The sequence below is a fragment of the Gemella bergeri ATCC 700627 genome (assembly GCF_000469465.1).
GTDB lineage: Bacteria > Bacillota > Bacilli > Staphylococcales > Gemellaceae > Gemella > Gemella bergeri.
Genome location: NZ_KI271806.1, coordinates 1 through 18,713 on the forward strand (window position 1 = coordinate 1; position 18,713 = coordinate 18,713).

Consider the following 18,713-nt stretch of genomic DNA (forward strand, 5'->3'; position numbering starts at 1 on the left):
CTACCAATAGAACAATATATCCAAAAAATGTACATAATATACAAAAATTTTTCTACTTGTGTAAAAGAAAGTGCTTAAATATATTTATTATCTAAAAAAAGAAAAATAAAGAGTGAATATAAAATATTTAGAAAAAATTAAAATATCATATTTAATATGATTTTAAAGTCCAAAAATAAAATACGACTCTATTTTTGAATAAAGTCGTATTTCAAAGTTATTATTTAACTTCATATTTTTCTCTTACCAGTTTTGCCACTTGTTCACAATACTTATCGGTTAATTCGTCAGTACTGGCTTCCACCATTACGCGAATAAGATTTTCAGTTCCGGAAGCTCGAAGAAGGATTCTACCGTTATTTTCCAGTTCTTTTTCCACTTTTTTACATTCTAAAAGTATTTCTTCATCTTCCATTGCTTCTTTTTTGTTGTTAACTTTTATATTTACTAATTTCTGCGGGTAAATATTTACTTCGCCGGCTAATTCTTTTAATGGTTTACCGGAATTTTTTATAATACCGGCTAACTGAACGGCGGTTAAAATGCCGTCGCCGGTAGTGGCGTAATTCATCATAATAATATGCCCTGACTGTTCTCCGCCAAGAGAATAATCGTTTTTTCTCATTTCTTCAACTACATATCTATCACCAACAGAAGTTTTTTTAGAGGATAATCCGTTTGCTTCTAGGGCTTTATAAAAACCGATATTACTCATTACAGTAGAAACAACCATGTTATCTTTTAACTCATTATTATCTTTTAGATGTTTAGCTAAAATAAACATAATTTTATCGCCATCTACAATATTTCCTTCATTATCGACTGCCAAGACCCTATCGCCATCACCATCAAAGGCAAAGCCGACATCAACATTATGTTCTTTAACAAAGTCGACAAGAGTATGTATTTTGGTTGAACCTACATTATCGTTGATATTAATTCCGTTAGGTTTGCAACCGATAGTTTCTATATCGGCTTCTAAATCTCCAAAAAGAAACGGAGCGACTTGGGTTGTAGCACCATTTGCACAGTCAAGTGCAATACTTAATCCCAACAGATCGTTATTAATTGATTGTTTAATGTGTTGAATATATTTTTGTGTTAGTTCAGTGGCAAGATATGTTTTTCCGATTTTATCAAATGAAGTATTTTTTATTTCATTTGAAGAATTAATTAGGTGTTCTATTTTCAGTTCTTCATCGTCTGTTAATTTAAAACCATCCGGTCCAAATATTTTTATTCCATTATCCTGATAAGGATTATGTGATGCCGAAATCATAATCCCGCTGTCAGTTTCCATAGTTTTTGTTAAATAGGCAATAGCCGGAGTGGGAATAACGCCGATAGGCATAACATCAACACCGACACTTGTAAGACCCGCGATAAGAGCGTACTCAATCATATCACAAGATATTCTGGTATCTCTTCCTATTATTACTTTTGGATGCTCTTTTTTATTCGTTAACAATGTTCCAAGTGCTTTACCAACTTTAAAACTCAAATCGGCTGTTAATGTTTTTCCTGCAACACCACGAATACCGTCTGTTCCAAAATAGTTTCTCATAAATATGACTCCTTGTTTAATAATCTATAAAAATATTACTATATAAAACAAAATAAGTCAAGATATGAATGATTGAGAGTAGTTGAAAAAGGCTGTAGTTGAAGAGTTATTAACTAAAAAATCGACAATTAATGCCGATTTTCAATATTATTTATTTAGTTTTTTTATATCATCTAAAACTTTTTTTGCTTCATCAGTATTATTTTTAGAATAGATTTTTTTGTTAAAAATAATAGCATTAAGCGAAATCATGTGTGCTGATACCGGAGCTACTAAGAATAGAAAAAGTATAGCTAGCAAAAATTTATATTCAAATACTTCCAAATATCTGTAGAAGTAAATAAAACCTGCTATTAAAATTAATTCTACTGCGAATGAACCTGTAACACCTGCCGCATGGATTTTTGTTAATTCATCAGGAAGTCTTATGAAACCTATTATAGTTGCTATCATTGAAACTATAGCTACTATAATAAGGAGTATAATAATAATGCTTAAAATATTATTTAGTATCATTTTTGAAAACCTCCTTTTTAGCCAAAAATCTAGCTGTAACCACGGTACCTACTAAACAGATAATAGCAATTATCAAAATTAATGAAACATAGGAAAATGTTTTGTAATACATACTTACTAAGACTATTAGGCAAATAAGCGGCATAGCCAGTAAATCACTTGCAATCAGTTTATCAAAAATACCGGGTTTTTTGACGATATAAGCTAAAAGAAAGAGTATCATTGCAAGGGAGGTGAAAATACCTAATAATATTGTGTATTCAACTATTTTATCCATTTAAGTCAACCTCCAGTATTGCTTTTTCAAAACTGTTTTTAATGCCCTCAATCTCTTCTTCAATATTATCTGTATCTAAACAGTGAACGAATAATGTTTTGTTATTGTACCCAACATTAACGGTTAAAGTCCCCGGTGTTAGTGTAATCATATTAGCAAGTAATGTAATCTGCCAATTTTTTTTAATTGTAAGTTTATATTCAAAAATAACCGGATTGACATCTAAGTCTTTTCTAAACATCATTTTTAAAACATTTATATCGGCTTTTAGCAACTCTACAAGAAATATCACTATAAGTTTTAACCACTTATAAGCATAAATATAGTAAAGTTGTTTACCGATAGAAAATTTAAAAAGAATTTTCCTAAAGATAAAGAGTACAACCATAACCCAAAAATATCCGACAAAGAAATATTCTAAGTTATAATTACCAGAAAAGAACATCCAAAGAATACCGATAAAAATATTTATTAAAAATTGTATTGCCATGAATTATGCTCCTTTCTTTAAGACTAAGTCAATGTAGTCTTTTGAATTTAAAATAGTAGAGATTCCACGTTCAAAAAATCCGTCTAATAAATTACTGCTTACTCCAATAATAAGTGCAATAGCAACCAATGTAACTAAAGGGATAAGAATACCTTTAGGAAGTGGCTTTAATACTAAATTCTTATTAATATTGTCGTAAAAAATATTAAGGAATATTCTAATTAGTGAGTAAAATACCACAAGTCCGGACAGTGTAACAACACCGGCTATGAAAATTTGATGATCAATAACAAGACCTTTTACAATTAGGGATTTACCGTAAAAACCGCTGAATGGGGGGACACCTGCAAGGGACAGGGTTACGATAAGGAATACCCAACCTAAAGCGGGATATTTATTTATAAGACCACATTTTTGTAAGAATTTAACCCCGCTAGCGTAGATAATCAAGCCTACAATAATAAATAAGGCGGCTTTAAGAAGAATATCATTTACGGCATAGAATAATGCTCCTTTAACACCGAAAGAATTTAATGTGGCTGTTCCGGTTACCATAACGCCGAGTGATATAACTATGTTAAAGATAATTATTTGTTTTAAATTTTTTTGATATATTGCGCCTATTGAGCCCGCAATAATTGATATAGTACCAAGAATAAGTAAGTAAGTTTTAATAAAACTTGATTCCGAATAGAATAATCCGTATGTTCTAATAATAGAATAAAGCCCGACTTTGGTTAATAATGCCCCGAAAATAATTGAAATTGAAATCGGCGGTGCTGCATATGAACGATTCATCCAAGTAAATAGCGGGAACAATGCACCTTTCATACAAAAAACAAAGATCATTACAGCACCAACTAAGTAGATACCGCGTCTGTCCTGCATATTTGCTATTGTTTGTGAGATGTGAGCCATATTTAAACTGCCGATAATAGTATATAGATAACCAATACTGATAACAAACAAACTTCCTGCGAAAACATTCATCAGAACATAACTGATAGAAGATTTTAATTGTTCCTTATTAATTCCTACTAACAGTAATAAGTAAGAAGACATTAATAAAATTTCATAGAAAACAAATAAATTAAATATGTCTCCTGTTGTAAACGCTCCGTTGATACCAACCATAATCAGCAAAAATCCCGGGTAAAAGAAACTGAGTTCTCTTTTTTTATCAATAGTTTTAAAAGAATAAAACAATGTTGCCAAAAACACAATGCCGGATGTAGTAACTAAAATGCTGTTTAATCCATCTAATGTTAAGGTAATACCGAAAGGTGAAGCCCAATTTCCCATTTCTAAGATTAGAATTTCGTGTTTATTAACCATATAAATGTTAAGTATGGAAAATCCTAATGTTAGCAGTGTAGCTGTAAAAGTAAGTAACCTTTGCATCGCTACACGGCGTCTGAATAGAATCGTAATAGCAGCGAATAGAAGAGGTATAAAAATCGGAATAACCGGTAAATTACTTAGCATAGCGAGTTTCCTCCTTTATATTTTCAACATCTTCTAATTCAATAACATTATCGCTGCCTTTTAGTTTATAGTTTGCTATATATATTGAAATAAGTAGGCATGTTACAGCAAAACCGATAACAATAGCTGTTAAAATAAGTGCTGCGGGGATGGGATCTACATAGTTTTTTCCAAGTTCTGAAATAATAGGAATGGCACCATCACCAAGTCCGCCGGAAATTAAAATTATTAAGTTTGCTGCATGACCGAAAAGTCCTACACCTATAATAATACGAATCATACTCTTAGAAAGCATTAGGTAAACACCAAAACCGACAAGAATACCACATAAGATAATCATATAAAATTCCATTATTTACCGTCCTTTCCAAAAGCTAATATAACAGACATTAAAACTCCAACGACAATTAAGTAAACTCCAAGATCAAATATTGCTGCTGTATGCAGTTCCATTTCTCCCATCAGCGGGACATGTGTATGAGTAAAATGATGTTTGAAGAAATTTTCACCGGTAACAATACCGCTAAATGCCGTACCGACAGAAAATAAAAGTCCTGTTGAGGTTACATATATATAGTTAATTGGTAGTAACTTAGTAACACGTTTAATGCCGTAGGTAAACATTGATAAAGCTAATGCCATTGTGCAAAGAAGACCACCGACAAAACCGCCGCCCGGTAAGAAATGACCGCCAAAGTATAAACTTAGAGATAGTAAGAATATACAACTGGATATAATGGCTGATAGTGATTTTAAAATTAAATCATTAGTTTTCATCTTTATTACCTCCTCGTTTAATAATTTTAAACATTGCATAAATAATTAATGCAACCATAGTCATAACTGTAATTTCAAACAAAGTATCAAATCCCCTGAAGTCAACAATAATTACATTAACGATATTTCCACCGCCGGAACTTACCACATTATCAAAATAAAATTGGCTTATTGCTGACGGATTTTTATACGCATAAGATACTAGACCGACAGTTATAAAACTTATACCGGTTAATCCTGCAATAATCGCATTGGTAAGTTTAAATTTTTGCTTTTCAACATGTTTAGTTTTATTTGTTAGCAGAATAAATGCGATTAAGAAAATAATTGTTGAGATTGATTCTATAACAAATTGAGTCATTGCAAGATCGGGGGCTCTAAATGTAACGTAGAGTGCAGTCATCATAAAGCCGACACCTGAAGATAAAATAATCAACACTAAACGATTGTAACAGTACGCCATAGCGATACAACAAATAACAATACAAATACCAATAATTATATTCATTATATGAACACTTGAGAAAGAATTGATAATAATCGGTTTTCCAACAGCAACATAACCGGCTAAAATAGTAACCGATAAACTAAGAAAAATATAACTCATATTACGTCTTAGTTCATTTGTAATAAATTTATTATGAAGATAACCGGCACCGGCATGAAGTTTTGTACCTAAGTTATTGTATAAACGATGAATAGATATAACACTAGGGTTGTACTTGTAAATAATATTTTTGGCAGCAAATGTTTTATAAATAAATATCCCAATTAAAACAACTAAAATCGTAGTAATTAATTCTTTAGATAAAAAATTTTCATGGGAGATGTGAGAAATAATTTTATTATTTGTAACATCTCCGGCTAATGCTGCATTTTGTGCCGGTATAATGATGTAATCTTTAATAAAGCTGTTAATTATAACAAAAACAGCTAAAATAGAAGGTGCAATAATTATTTTTTTATCAGGTAAATGTATTCTTGTTTCACTAGAAGAAGTTTTATTAAAAGTACCTAAAAAAGGTTTGAAGATTAAAATAAATGAATATATAAAGGTACCAAGCGATGCTATAACCACTAAAATAGCGATAATAATATATAAACTGCTTGTACCGATTAATCCATAAACGCTTGTTAAGAAATACTCTTTAGAGAAAAATCCACTTAACGGCGGTATCCCCGCCATGGAAAATCCTGCAATAATACTTAAAATAAAACTTATTGGTAAGTAAACTCTAATTCCACGCAATTTGTTGACATCACGTGTGTGAAAGGTATGATCAATAATTCCGGTAATCATAAATAAACAGGCTTTAAATGCGGCATGATTTATAATATGGAAACATATAGCATAAAATGCAAACGTGTAAATATAATGATTTTTGTCATATAATCCTAAGTTTGCAATACCAATCATTAACGTCATCATACCAAGTTGGCTTATAGTAGAGTATGCTAAAATTCCTTTTAAATCTTTAAGGAAAATTGCAGAAATCGAACCGATTAACATTGTTAAAGTACCGAAAATAATTAAAATATTTCCAAATGTTGCACTGAATGAAAAGATGATTCCAACTCTCAGTAGTAAATATATACCGGCTTTAACCATTGTTGCTGAGTGAAGATAACTACTAATCGGTGTTGGTGCTGCCATAGCATCAGGTAGCCAGATATGAAACGGAAATTGTGCAGATTTGGTAAATGCTCCAAACAATATTAAAATCATTGCCAGTATGTACTTGGAAGTGTACTTATTATTCTGACTAAAAGTTATTATTTCACTAATATTAAAACTACCTGTAATATTATTAAGAATAAAAATTCCAAGCAACATTAAAACGCCGCCAAATACGGTAATAATAAGTGACTTCAACGCACCTTTACGTGAAGTATCATTTTCATGCCAATAACTGATAAGTAAAAATGAAGAAACAGAGGTTAGTTCCCAAAACATATACATACTTAGCAGATTATCAGATAATACAACTCCTAACATTGCCGACATAAAAATTAGTAAGAAAATATAAAATTTATGTAGCTTAGGATCATTTATATCCATATAATAACATGAGTATAAAATAACAAGAGTTCCGATTCCTGTTATAAGCAATGTGAATAGTAGAGATAGTCCGTCAAGTTTAAAATTTATATCTAAGCCTACATTGGTTGCAAACGCCAAAGACTTATACACTATACCACCTGAATAAATATTTTTCAGCTGTGAGAGAAAATATCCGAATAACACGAGCGGTACAATTACAACGACTTTTCCTAGGTGAATAGTTTTAAAGTTTTTCCTAATTGTCGGAATAAAAAACATAACAATCACCGGTAAAAATACAGTTAATTGTAACATAAGAAAACCTCTTTCTAATATTTTTTTGTTATAGCTTTAATTATATAATAAATTGTATGAAAATACTATTGAAATCGTTAAATGATAATGACAATATTTTACAGAAAATATTTAAGAGATTTATTTATTAATGAATTTTATAAAAACTGTAATAAAAGTTTTGATAAATATTTCTTTTATTAAATAACACTTTACCAAGTAAAAACCTTTCTTTTTTAACAGATAATAACAGAAATCTTTTTGTTTGATTGATTTAAGTAAAGATAATTATTTTTTTAAATAAGTCTTGTTTAAGAGTTGGAAAAAAGGTATAATAATGTTATCAAACTAATAAATGGAGGGAACAACCAATGTCAAACAAACAAACACCACATATTAAACCGAATGGAGTTGAAATAGCAGAAACAGTGCTATTACCGGGAGATCCATTAAGAGCGAAGTTTATTGCTGAAAACTTTTTGGAAGATGCCGTTTGCTTTAATGAGGTACGTGGTATGTTAGGATATACCGGAACATATAAAGGTAAAAAAGTTTCGGTTATGGGTACTGGAATGGGACCTGCCAGTATAGGGATTTATTCATATGAATTAATTCATGTATTCGGAGTAAAAAATTTAATTAGAATTGGAACATGTGGAGCATTACAAAAAAATATAAAATTATATGATGTGATTTTAGGAATGGGTTCATCTACGAACTCAAATTATATGCATCAATATAATATTCCGGGCGAGTTAAGTTTAACTGCTTCATTCGACTTATTATTAAAAGCATACAATAAGGCGCAAGAAATGGGGCAACCGGTACACGTCGGCAATATTTTATGCAGTGAAATTTTCTATAATGCTGACAAAAATGCTATGGAAAATTGGATTAAAATGGGAGTTTTGGCTGTGGAAATGGAAAGTACCGCACTTTATGCAAACGCAATAGCTGCCGGTGTTAATGCTTTGACTATTTTAACAGTAAGTGATTCATTAGTAACCGGAGAAGAAACTACTCCGGAAGAAAGACAAACAGCATTTACAAAAATGATGGAAATAGCATTAAACTTAGCATAAAAATAAAAAGTATTTTAGAGGTGAAGCATGAGTAACTATAAAGAATTATATGATAAATGGTTAAATAGTTCGGTATTAACCGATGAAGAAAGAAAGCAACTTGTTGATATTGCGAATAATGAAGAAGAAAAAGAAGATCGTTTCTATAAGGAACTGGAATTTGGGACTGCCGGATTACGCGGAAAAGTCGGAATGGGTTCTAATCGTATGAATCGTTTTATTATTGCTCGTGCAACAAAAGCATTAGCAAAAACGATTATTGATAACGGTTTGCAAGATAAGGGGATAGCTATTGCTCATGATCCGCGTCTATTTTCAAAAGAATTTGCAAAACTGGCAGCGTTGGTAATGGCTAGCAACGGTGTAAAAGCATATCTTTTTGAAGATTTACGCCCAACACCGGAGTTATCATTTACTATACGCTATTTAAAAACTGCAAGTGGTATTAATATTACAGCTAGCCACAACCCGAAAGAGTATAACGGTTATAAAGTATATTGGCAAGAGGGTTCGCAAATTAAATCAAATATTAGTGATAAGGTTCTTGAATATATAAACTCAATGGACATTTTTGATAATTATGTAACCCTAACGGAAGAAGAAGCTGTTAAAAAAGGATTGCTTGTTTATATTGGTAAGGAAATAGATGAAAAATTCTATAAAGAATCATTAGATTGTGCTATTAATGATGACAATATTGATAAAGGAATTTCGGTAGTTTATACACCACTAAACGGTGCAGGGTATAAAGCAGTAACAACAGTGTTAGCACGCCGCGGTTTTAATAATGTTTATGTAGTAGAAGAGCAAAAAGATCCGGATGGAACATTCCCAACTATCGAATATCCAAATCCGGAAGATACAGCAGCTTTTGAATATGGGGAACGTCTTGCTAAAAAAGTTGATGCCGATATTCTTATCGCAACAGATCCCGATTGTGACAGACTTGCAGTTGAGGTAGTACACGATGGGGAAATAATATCCTTTAACGGTAACCAAACAGGTGCTGTTTTAGTGCAATATGTTATCGAAAACCTTGCAAAACAAGGGAAATTGCCGAAAAATCCTGCGTTGGTAAAATCAATTGTAACATCTAAAATGGTTGAACCGCTATGTAATGAGTATGGTGTAGAAGTTATTGATGTTTTAACAGGTTTTAAAAATATTTGTGCATTACCGAATGAGTGGGATACAACCGGCGAAAAAAATTATATAATGGGATATGAAGAAAGTATTGGTTATAATGTAGGGACATTCTTACGTGATAAAGATGGTGTTACAATAGCAATGCTATTGGTAGAAGCGGCAGCGTTTTATAAAAAACAAGGTAAAACACTGGTTGATGTACTGGACGAGTTTTATAAAAAATATGGATACTATTTAGACAAAACTATTTCGATTGTTTTAGAAGGAGCAAGTGGAGCTAAACGTATAAAACGTATGATGGAACAATATCGAGAAATATTCGCACGTGAAATTGCGGGAAGTAAGGTGGCTGTAGTAACAGATTACTTAACTCAGAAGGAAAAAACAGTGGCAACGGGTGAAGAAAAAGATATAACAATCGAAAAAACAGATGCAGTAAAATTCAGTTATGATGATGAATCATGGTACACTCTTAGACCGAGCGGAACAGAACCGAAAATTAAATTATATATTTATGTTAAAGCTGATGATAAATCGGTAGCAGAAGAGAAACTGGTGAAATTTGAAGAAAAAGTATTAGAACTGCTTTACTCAATTAAGTAATTAAGGAAAAAGGTAAGGATAGTTATATTCTTGCCTTTTTCTTATTTATTGAACAAAAAGCGTAATAGTTATAGTAGCAAAAAGGAGTGATAATTAATAAAATGACAACAGTATTAAATTATAAAGATACAATGATAGAAAATTTCCATACAATATATCCCAACCATATGAATAGACACGATACACTATTTGGAGGGCAAACATTATATTGGTTAGATGATGTTCAAGGTTTAGTAATTAGAAGATATACACATCTACCATTCTTCACAGCAAGTATTGATACTTATCAATTTTTAGATGTTGTACATAGACACGAAGCATTAATAATAAGAAGTTATATTTCTAGGGTTGGAACTAGGAGTGTGGAGATTTTTGCCGAATTAAGTGCTTTTAATCATGAAACAAGAAAGACACGTTTGGTGGGAATTTGTTTTTCAACATTTGCGATAAATAGAGAAACAAAATTGGAAGAACCGTTACCACAAGTTGAATATACAGATGAAATTTCTAAATTTGTAAGTAGCAGCTATTCAGATAGACAAAGTGGAAAATTAACGGCTAGAGAATTTTGTAAAGAATATTTAAAATATTATAATAGATAGAATTAAGGGTTAGTGGTAAGCTAACTCTTTTTTGTGACAAAGAATTTTAATTTTTCAAATGTTACCCCCTTACATTTAGTAGAAAAGTATATTATAATATAAGTAAAGTAAATAGATGAGGTAATTAATAATGAAATATGAAACTATGTTGGAACGTTTTTTAGGTTATGTTAAATTTAAATCAAGATCTGATTCTGGCAGTACAACAATACCGTCAACATCGGAACAAAAGGATTTTTTGCGTATGTTAAAAGGACAATTGGAAGAATTAAATTTAAGTGATATTGTTTTAAATGAAGAAAATTGGTTCTTGACCGCTACACTTCCGGCTAATACTGATAAACCATATGATACGGTTGGGTTTATTTCTCATGTTGATACCGCTGATTTCAATGTAGAAGGAATTAGTCCACGTGTTATAGAAAACTATAGCGGTGAAGATATTGTTTTAAACAAAGATAAAAACATTATTATGACGACGGCTGAATTCCCAAATCTTAAAAATTATAAAGATTTAACGTTGATTACAACAGACGGGACAACACTACTAGGTGCCGATGATAAAGCAGGTATTACCGAGATAGTAGAAGCTGTTAAATATTTGAGTGAGCATCCTGAAATAGAACATGGTGATATTCGAATTGCTTTTGGACCGGATGAGGAAATAGGGCGTGGTGCTGATCATTTTGATGCTAAAGGTTTTGCAACCGATTATGCTTACACTATGGATGGCAGTGTGTTAGGAGAACTTCAGTATGAAAGTTTTAATGCAGCACAGATAACATATAAAATTACTGGAGTGAGCGTCCACCCAGGAACAGCAAAAGGAAAAATGAAAAATGCTAATATGATTGCTGTAGAATTGGCATCATTATTCCCGGAAAAAGAAGTGCCGGAACATACAGAAGATTATGAAGGTTTCTATTTGTTACATAATATGCAAGCAAGAATAGAAGAAGCGGAATTGGTGTATATTATTCGTGATCATGACAGAGAAAAATTTTTGGCACGAAAAGCCTTTTGTGAATCAGTTGCTGCAAAAATTAATAAAAAATATGGTAATGTAGTTGAATATGAATTATTTGATCAATATTATAATATGGGAGACGTAATTAAGGATGATAAACGCTGTGTCGACGTCGCAGAACAAGCAATTAAAAATGTAGGGGTAGTTCCTATTATCATTCCAATACGTGGAGGAACAGACGGTTCTAAAATCTCATATATGGGAATACCGACGCCGAACATTTTCGTTGGTGGTGAAAATTTCCATGGTCAATATGAATTTAGCTGTTTAGAACATATGAAAAAAGCAGCTGACGTTATTGTAGAAATTGCTAAATTAGCAAAAAAGTAGAAAAAATAACACCATGGTGTGAACGATAAGTAAAGAACTTTCTAAGTAGAAAAGCATATATTTTCTTCTTAGGAAGTTTTTTGTTGTTTAGATAAGTTGAAAATAAAGTGAAAGATATATTTTAATGGTGTTTACATATTAAAAAATAAAATTAATATTAAAATATATTCAATGAAAACGGTATAATCTAATAAAAAATATGATATAATGTTCTTAATTAAATATAAAAATACACTATTAACAAAAAAATAATATATTGAGGGAGTAACAATAATTTATTATGAAAAACATTAAAACATAAAAAAACATAGAAAACTTAAACCTATAATTAACGAAATACAGGAGAAAATAACAATGAACGAAAATAAAGAATGGTTTTTAGGATTAGATATAGGTACTGCCAGTGTGGGATGGGCAGCAACAGATACAAATTATAATCTGTTAAAATTAAAAGGTAAAAAATCATGGGGAGTACGCTTATTTGACGAAGCACAAACAGCTAAAGAAAGACGTGACTGTAGGTCAAAAAGACGTCGTTTAGCACGTAGAAAATGGCGTTTAGGATTATTAGAGGAATTATTCGCTGAGGAAATTAATAAAATAGATCCGAACTTTTTTATGCGTCTTAGAGAAAGTAAATATAAAGTAAGCGATAAAACGGGAAATGTTCCTAGTATCTTGTTTAATGAAAAAAATTATACGGATAAAGAATATTACCGTAACTATAAAACAATATATCACCTACGTGCAGATTTAATCCATAAAAATAATCCGGATATAAGAGAATTGTTCCTTGCAATACACCATATATTAAAATATCGTGGACATTTTTTATTTGCCGGACAACAATTTAAAGGCTCTGAAATAAAAGACAATATAAGAGAATTACTACAATATAATTCACTAAATATCAAAATAGATATAACTGATGAGCTTATTAATAATATAGCAGAAATATTGTTGAAAAAGAAAAATTCTACAGATAAGATAATAGAGTTTAAAAAATTATTTGCTGATGAAAAACAATTAATAGAGGCATTACGTTTAGCACTTGGTAATAAAACTCAACTAGCAAAATTATTTGATATAGAAGCATATAAAGAACTTGATATATCAATTAAAACAATTTCATTCAAGGAGAAAATATATGAAGATGTCCGTAGTAACTATGAAGAAATATTGGGAGAATACATTATAGTATTAGATACTGCAAAACTTATATATGACGCAATTATTTTATCCAAAATAAAAATAAAAAATATGACAATTTCAGAATCTAAAGTAGTCAGCTATGAAAAACATGGAAAAGATTTAAAACAATTAAAACACTTAATAAAAGAAGATTGCAAATTATCAAAAAAGGAAAAAAGACAATTATTTGAAAACATATTCGTTAAAGAAGACGAAAAAGGAGCAAATTACGTTAATTATATCGGGAAAAATAATGCAGGAAGTTCAAAATCATCTTGTTCTTATGAAGATTTCAAAAAATTTTTAACGAAAGAATTAAAGTGTTGTGAAGAAAGTAAATTAAAACAAGATATTCTCGCTGAGTTAGAATTAGAGACATTCCTTCCTAGACAGCGAACTAAAGACAATTCAGTTATTCTATATCAAATTCATAAAGAAGAATTAGAAAAAATATTAAATAACGCCGTACAATATCATCCATTTTTAAATAATACCGATGAATACGGTATTAGTATTAAAGAAAAAATAATACAATTACTTGAATTTAGAATACCGTATTATGTCGGTCCGCTAAATACATCGCACAAAGTTGGTGATGGTGGTTTTTCATGGTCAGTACGAAATAAAGGATATGAACATATAGCGGTTACTCCTTGGAACTTCAATAAGGTAATAAACAAAGAAGAAAGTGCTAAAAATTTTATTGAAAATTTAACCAATCAATGTACATATCTACTGTACGAAGATGTACTTCCTAAACATTCATTACTATACTCAGAGTTTGCCCTACTCAATGAACTGAATTCAATAAATTATGGCGGTAAACGTTTAACCGTAGAACACCGTAATTTAATTATAGAGCGTTTCTTTAAACAATCTGCACCAAAGGCAACAGGAAAAGAATTGAAAAAATTTCTAATGTCAGAAGGAGTAATTGACGGAAAAGATGAACTATCAGGTTTTGATGTTTCAATAAAAAATGATTTAAAATCATATCGTGATTTTAAAAAAATTTTGGGAGATAAATTTGATTCTGAAAAGGTGGAAAAAATGATTCGCTGGATAACGTTATTTGGAGAATCTAAACAACTGCTGGTTGATAAAATAACGAAAGAATACGGAGATATTTACTCGTTGGAGGAAATAAAAAAAATATCCGGTTTAACATACAAAGACTGGGGACGACTATCTGAAAAACTATTAACAGAAATAGTAAGCAGCCAACTATATGATGAAAGTACAGGAGAGTGTTTTAATATTATTAATGCAATGCGTAATAATACTCTACTTTTTATGGAATTATTAGGAACTAATTACGACTATTTTGAAAAAATTAATATATATAATAGAAGATTACGTAAAGAAATAACAGAAATCACACCTCATATACTGGATGATTTATATGTATCTCCTGCAGTAAAACGTTCTATATGGCAGGTAGTACGTATAGTGGAAGAATTAAAAAAAATAATAGGTTCTGAACCAAAAAGGATATTTGTTGAAACAACACGAAGTAATAAAGAAAAAAAAGGTGATGACGGGCGTAAAGACTCTCGAAAAAAAGCATTGTTGGAACTATATAAAAAAATAAAAACATCTGATATAGTTGAATTAGAAAAAGCTCTAGGGCATACAGTAGATTTTGATAAGAAAAAACAAGATTTAACTGATATTGATAATAATAAGTTAAAAGCAAGAAAATTATACCTATACTACACTCAATTAGGTCGTTGTTTATACACCGGAAAAGCAATAGACTTAAATAACTTACTTAGCAGTAATAGTGAGTATGATGTTGATCATATTTACCCACAAAGTAAAACAAAAGACGGTAGTTGGAATAATTTAGTATTAGTTAATAAAACAGAGAACTCAAAAAAATCTAATGGTTTAATAAGTGAAAGTATTCAAAGAAAAAACAAACATTTTTGGAGATTTTTAAAAGCAAAAAATCTTATTTCAGAAGAAAAATATAAACGATTAACAAGAACGGAAGATTTTACAGATGATGAATTAAGCGGTTTTATCGCACGCCAATTAATAGAAACATCACAATCCGTAAAAGCAGTATCGCAAATCTTACAAAACTTAAATCCTACAACTGAAATTTGTTTTTCAAAAGCGGAAAATGTCCATGATTTTAGACAGGAATTCGGGAAAATAAAAGTAGGCAAAAGAAGAAATTTAACAGAAGAACAGCAAAAAGAAGCTAAAGAAGGGCAATTAATTAAAGTTCGTGATTTAAATGATTTACATCATGCAAAGGATGCCTACTTAAATATCGTTGTAGGTAATGTATATCATATAAAATTCACGCGAAATCCTAAGAATTTTATTCGAAAAAATTCTAAAAATAGGGAATATACATTGAATACACTATTTTATAGTGATAAGATTGAACGCAACGGAGAAGTAGCATGGGAAAAAGGAAAAACTGAAAAAATAGTTAGTTCAGTAATGTGTAATAATTTAATAAATGTAACACGAAGAACTTCTGAGCAGAAAGGTGCATTGTATGATGCGACAATCTATAAAGCAAATGCGGCTAAAGAAGGCAGTTATTATCCGGTAAAAACAAAAAATAAAAATCTAAAAGATGTAACGAGATATGGCGGATTTACCAGTATAAAAATTGCATACTATTCAATTTTTAAATATGATATTAGAAATAAAGATAAGGTTAAAGAAAATATCAAAATTATCCCAATTCCTATTTACATTTCACAAAATATAAAAACAGATTTAGATTTAATTAATTTTGCTGAAAAACAAATAAAACTTAAAAAAGGTGAAAATATAGAAAATTTACAACTTATATATAAAAAATTAAATATAGGAGCTTTAGTAAAAATAGATTATTACCCTTATTATGTCGGAGGGAAAACAAATGATAATTTTTACATTGATGGAGCTGTCCAAGTACTGCTCTCTTCTGATATTGAACGTTATTTAAAAGAAGTGGTTAAATTTGTTAATTTTCAACGTGAAAATAAAGAAGCAAAAGTTTCAAAAGAACATATTTCATCAGAAGAAAATATAGAATTATATAATACATTGTTATGTAAAATGACAGCAAAAATTTTTACACACACAAAAAATAACAAATATAATGATTTAGCACAAGATAAAGCAAAAAATACATTCAAAAATTTAAGTTTAGAAGAACAATGTAAAGTATTATTGGAAATATTGAACTTATTAACAAATAAAAAAACAACATTTGATTTAAGTTTAATTAATGAAAAAGCTTCCAGAGTAAAATGTGGATTTAATTTATTAAATCAAAAACAATTTTCAATAATTGAACAATCAGTAACCGGATTATATGAAAAAGAAATAAAAATAATAGAGGATTAATATGAGTTGGAGAACAATAGTAATTAGAGATAGGGCTAAATTAGATTATAGTTTAAATTTTATGACCGTACGTAAGGAAAATGAAACTAAAAAAATTTGTTTAAATGAAATATATATGCTTATTATAGAAAGTACTGCTGTGAGTATCACAGCGGTACTACTTAATGAATTAAATAAAAACAAAGTAAAGGTGCTTTTTTGTGATGAAAAACGTAATCCAAGCTCAGAGTTAATTTCACTATATGGTAGCCATGATACAAGTTTAAAATATCGTAAACAGATGGAATGGTCGAATAAGATTAAAGCACATGTTTGGACACGAATAGTGTATGAGAAAATATACAATCAAATGCAGTTTTTGAAAAAATTAGGGAAAAATGAGTATAAACTTCTTGAACTGTATTTATCAGAGTTGGACTACAATGATGAAAGTAATAGAGAAGGACATGCAGCAAAGGTATATTTTAACGCATTGTATGGCATGGATTTTAGTCGTAATAAAGAGTGTTTTGTTAATTCTTGTTTAGATTATGGATATACAATAATTTTATCAGCTTTTAATAGAGAAATTGCGGCTAGTGGATATTGTACTCAATTAGGTATTTGTCACAAGAATATATTTAATAAATTTAATCTGGCAAGTGATTTTATGGAACCTTTCAGAATATTAATAGATGAAGAAGTTTATTCATATACAGAAACAGAATTTACAAAAGAACATAAAAACAGATTAGTTAATATACTCAATCGAACTGTTTGTATAGAAAGCAAAAATCAAACAGTTGCCAATGCAATAAAAATATATTGTCAAAGCCTATTCAATGCATTAAATAATAGTGATTTAGAGTATATAAAAATGTATAAATATGAGTTATAGATTTATGAGAATACTAGTAATGTTTGACCTACCTACTGAGACATCGGAACAAAGAAAAAACTACAGAAATTTTAGAAAAAACCTAATAAAGACTGGCTTTATTATGATGCAAGAATCGGTCTATGTAAAATTAGCAATGAATCAAAATAGTACCGACCTAGTAATTAAAAGCATCAGAAAATATTGTCCTGATGAGGGGATAGTGCAAATTCTTACTGTAACAGAAAAACAATTTTCTAAAATGGAATTTTTAGTAGGAGAGTCGCAAAACGAATATGTAGATTCAGATGAAAGGTTTATTGAATTATGAAGATTGTTAATAGAGAATGGCAAAGAAGTATCGAATTAAAAGAAAATATAATTCATACTATAATATTGGAAAATAAACAATATTTTCGTGAATGTGTCCGTTCATTAAAATTACAACATCAAGGTGATGAAGGTTTATTTATATTTTCAGACGGATTAAAAGAAATATCATTGGCTAAGTATAGTTATATAATTACAGATTTATTTAATTTAGATATTAATAATAAAAAAATACTGACTAAAATATATACAGAATTAATGAAATATGCAGTAGAGAACTGCATAGAACTGAATACCATCCAAACTCACTTATTAAATTATTATGAAAATCTTATTCATAGTTCTTCGTTGGAATTAGAATATAGAGATGAATTTGATATAATGGGAATGTTAAAACTGGCAGATTTTAAGATAAATCTAATAAGTAATAATGATTTAGAAAAATTGATAAAATATTTAAAAGTATTGGTTGAATTATGTGGTATAAAGGTCATCTTTATTGTAGGATTACATATGCACTATACAGAAAATGAAATTAAACAATTATATAAAGAATTGTGTATAAATAAAATAAATATTATTAATATAGAGAATCGACAATATAAAAATTTATCAACAGTCGATTATACGGAAAAAGTATATATATTTGATGAAGAAAATTGCGAAATATAACTTGATTTTTTGTGGAAGCGGTTGTACAATATAGGTATACTCAAAATTTACAAAAGAGTTCAAATAAAAATTT

16 protein-coding genes are annotated in these 18,713 nt (G+C 29.8%); 8 read left to right on the plus strand and 8 right to left on the minus strand.

Features of this window, described 5'->3' with window-relative positions; all coding sequences use genetic code 11:
* Positions 1-220 precede the first annotated feature (220 nt).
* The 8 genes from glmM to mbhE all read right to left on the minus strand — a co-directional run bounded on the left by glmM (position 221) and on the right by mbhE (position 7,465).
* On the minus strand, positions 221-1,564 hold the full coding sequence (glmM, locus tag HMPREF1983_RS01070) for a phosphoglucosamine mutase (RefSeq protein WP_021752429.1): 1,344 nt from the start codon (positions 1,562-1,564) through the stop codon (positions 221-223).
* A 147-nt stretch (positions 1,565-1,711) separates the two neighbouring features.
* The gene (locus HMPREF1983_RS01075) at positions 1,712-2,080 is read right to left on the minus strand and encodes a monovalent cation/H(+) antiporter subunit G (protein ID WP_021752430.1); all 369 of its coding nucleotides are present in this window, start codon (positions 2,078-2,080) and stop codon (positions 1,712-1,714) included.
* Positions 2,067-2,357 (minus strand): MrpF/PhaF family protein, encoded by a 291-nt coding sequence (locus HMPREF1983_RS01080; protein WP_021752431.1) that lies wholly within the window; start codon positions 2,355-2,357, stop codon positions 2,067-2,069. Before HMPREF1983_RS01080 ends, HMPREF1983_RS01075 begins: the two co-directional genes overlap by 14 nt.
* Positions 2,350-2,847: a Na+/H+ antiporter subunit E gene (locus HMPREF1983_RS01085; RefSeq protein ID WP_021752432.1), complete on the minus strand. Its 498-nt coding sequence runs from the start codon at positions 2,845-2,847 to the stop codon at positions 2,350-2,352. The genes HMPREF1983_RS01080 and HMPREF1983_RS01085 overlap by 8 nt, the downstream gene beginning before the upstream one ends.
* A gap of 3 nt (positions 2,848-2,850) precedes the next feature.
* Positions 2,851-4,332 (minus strand): proton-conducting transporter transmembrane domain-containing protein, encoded by a 1,482-nt coding sequence (locus HMPREF1983_RS01090; protein WP_021752433.1) that lies wholly within the window; start codon positions 4,330-4,332, stop codon positions 2,851-2,853.
* Positions 4,322-4,684: a sodium:proton antiporter gene (locus HMPREF1983_RS01095; RefSeq protein ID WP_021752434.1), complete on the minus strand. Its 363-nt coding sequence runs from the start codon at positions 4,682-4,684 to the stop codon at positions 4,322-4,324. The genes HMPREF1983_RS01090 and HMPREF1983_RS01095 overlap by 11 nt, the downstream gene beginning before the upstream one ends.
* Entirely contained in the window at positions 4,684-5,109 is a 426-nt protein-coding gene (locus tag HMPREF1983_RS01100) for an MnhB domain-containing protein (protein ID WP_040460763.1), read from the minus strand. The genes HMPREF1983_RS01095 and HMPREF1983_RS01100 overlap by 1 nt, the downstream gene beginning before the upstream one ends.
* Positions 5,099-7,465 carry a hydrogen gas-evolving membrane-bound hydrogenase subunit E gene (mbhE, locus tag HMPREF1983_RS01105; RefSeq protein WP_021752436.1) on the minus strand — a complete coding sequence of 789 codons (2,367 nt, stop codon included), beginning with the start codon at positions 7,463-7,465 and terminating at the stop codon, positions 5,099-5,101. The genes HMPREF1983_RS01100 and mbhE overlap by 11 nt, the downstream gene beginning before the upstream one ends.
* Positions 7,466-7,815: 350 nt before the next feature.
* Here mbhE and deoD point away from each other — a divergent pair, with 350 nt between their 5' ends.
* The 8 genes from deoD to csn2 all read left to right on the plus strand — a co-directional run bounded on the left by deoD (position 7,816) and on the right by csn2 (position 18,640).
* Positions 7,816-8,526, plus strand: a complete 711-nt coding sequence (gene deoD / locus HMPREF1983_RS01110; protein WP_021752437.1) for a purine-nucleoside phosphorylase — start codon at positions 7,816-7,818, stop codon at positions 8,524-8,526.
* 27 nt (positions 8,527-8,553) lie between these two features.
* The gene (locus HMPREF1983_RS01115) at positions 8,554-10,275 is read left to right on the plus strand and encodes a phospho-sugar mutase (RefSeq protein ID WP_021752438.1); all 1,722 of its coding nucleotides are present in this window, start codon (positions 8,554-8,556) and stop codon (positions 10,273-10,275) included.
* Positions 10,276-10,376: 101 nt separating this feature from the next.
* Positions 10,377-10,877, plus strand: a complete 501-nt coding sequence (locus tag HMPREF1983_RS01120) for an acyl-CoA thioesterase (protein WP_021752439.1) — start codon at positions 10,377-10,379, stop codon at positions 10,875-10,877.
* A 130-nt stretch (positions 10,878-11,007) separates the two neighbouring features.
* A complete protein-coding gene (pepT, locus tag HMPREF1983_RS01125) occupies positions 11,008-12,234 on the plus strand; it encodes a peptidase T (RefSeq protein WP_021752440.1) in 1,227 nt (408 codons plus the stop codon).
* Between the two features lie 354 nt (positions 12,235-12,588).
* The gene (gene cas9 / locus HMPREF1983_RS01130; RefSeq protein WP_021752441.1) at positions 12,589-16,782 is read left to right on the plus strand and encodes a type II CRISPR RNA-guided endonuclease Cas9; all 4,194 of its coding nucleotides are present in this window, start codon (positions 12,589-12,591) and stop codon (positions 16,780-16,782) included.
* Position 16,783: 1 nt separating this feature from the next.
* Positions 16,784-17,659: a type II CRISPR-associated endonuclease Cas1 gene (gene cas1 / locus HMPREF1983_RS01135; RefSeq protein ID WP_021752442.1), complete on the plus strand. Its 876-nt coding sequence runs from the start codon at positions 16,784-16,786 to the stop codon at positions 17,657-17,659.
* A 4-nt stretch (positions 17,660-17,663) separates the two neighbouring features.
* A complete protein-coding gene (gene cas2, locus HMPREF1983_RS01140; protein ID WP_040460764.1) occupies positions 17,664-17,969 on the plus strand; it encodes a CRISPR-associated endonuclease Cas2 in 306 nt (101 codons plus the stop codon).
* The gene (csn2, locus tag HMPREF1983_RS01145; protein WP_021752444.1) at positions 17,966-18,640 is read left to right on the plus strand and encodes a type II-A CRISPR-associated protein Csn2; all 675 of its coding nucleotides are present in this window, start codon (positions 17,966-17,968) and stop codon (positions 18,638-18,640) included. The genes cas2 and csn2 overlap by 4 nt, the downstream gene beginning before the upstream one ends.
* Positions 18,641-18,713: the final 73 nt, after the last annotated feature.

What these genes read in the sequence shown, in the direction of transcription:
- glmM (WP_021752429.1), bottom strand. Translation starts at nt 1,564, where the DNA reads ATGAGAAACTATTTTGGAACAGACGGTATTCGTGGTGTTGCAGGAAAA.
- HMPREF1983_RS01075 (WP_021752430.1), bottom strand. Translation starts at nt 2,080, where the DNA reads ATGATACTAAATAATATTTTAAGCATTATTATTATACTCCTTATTATA.
- HMPREF1983_RS01080 (WP_021752431.1), bottom strand. Translation starts at nt 2,357, where the DNA reads ATGGATAAAATAGTTGAATACACAATATTATTAGGTATTTTCACCTCC.
- HMPREF1983_RS01085 (WP_021752432.1), bottom strand. Translation starts at nt 2,847, where the DNA reads ATGGCAATACAATTTTTAATAAATATTTTTATCGGTATTCTTTGGATG.
- HMPREF1983_RS01090 (WP_021752433.1), bottom strand. Translation starts at nt 4,332, where the DNA reads ATGCTAAGTAATTTACCGGTTATTCCGATTTTTATACCTCTTCTATTC.
- HMPREF1983_RS01095 (WP_021752434.1), bottom strand. Translation starts at nt 4,684, where the DNA reads ATGGAATTTTATATGATTATCTTATGTGGTATTCTTGTCGGTTTTGGT.
- HMPREF1983_RS01100 (WP_040460763.1), bottom strand. Translation starts at nt 5,109, where the DNA reads ATGAAAACTAATGATTTAATTTTAAAATCACTATCAGCCATTATATCC.
- mbhE (WP_021752436.1), bottom strand. Translation starts at nt 7,465, where the DNA reads ATGTTACAATTAACTGTATTTTTACCGGTGATTGTTATGTTTTTTATT.
- deoD (WP_021752437.1), top strand. Translation starts at nt 7,816, where the DNA reads ATGTCAAACAAACAAACACCACATATTAAACCGAATGGAGTTGAAATA.
- HMPREF1983_RS01115 (WP_021752438.1), top strand. Translation starts at nt 8,554, where the DNA reads ATGAGTAACTATAAAGAATTATATGATAAATGGTTAAATAGTTCGGTA.
- HMPREF1983_RS01120 (WP_021752439.1), top strand. Translation starts at nt 10,377, where the DNA reads ATGACAACAGTATTAAATTATAAAGATACAATGATAGAAAATTTCCAT.
- pepT (WP_021752440.1), top strand. Translation starts at nt 11,008, where the DNA reads ATGAAATATGAAACTATGTTGGAACGTTTTTTAGGTTATGTTAAATTT.
- cas9 (WP_021752441.1), top strand. Translation starts at nt 12,589, where the DNA reads ATGAACGAAAATAAAGAATGGTTTTTAGGATTAGATATAGGTACTGCC.
- cas1 (WP_021752442.1), top strand. Translation starts at nt 16,784, where the DNA reads ATGAGTTGGAGAACAATAGTAATTAGAGATAGGGCTAAATTAGATTAT.
- cas2 (WP_040460764.1), top strand. Translation starts at nt 17,664, where the DNA reads ATGAGAATACTAGTAATGTTTGACCTACCTACTGAGACATCGGAACAA.
- csn2 (WP_021752444.1), top strand. Translation starts at nt 17,966, where the DNA reads ATGAAGATTGTTAATAGAGAATGGCAAAGAAGTATCGAATTAAAAGAA.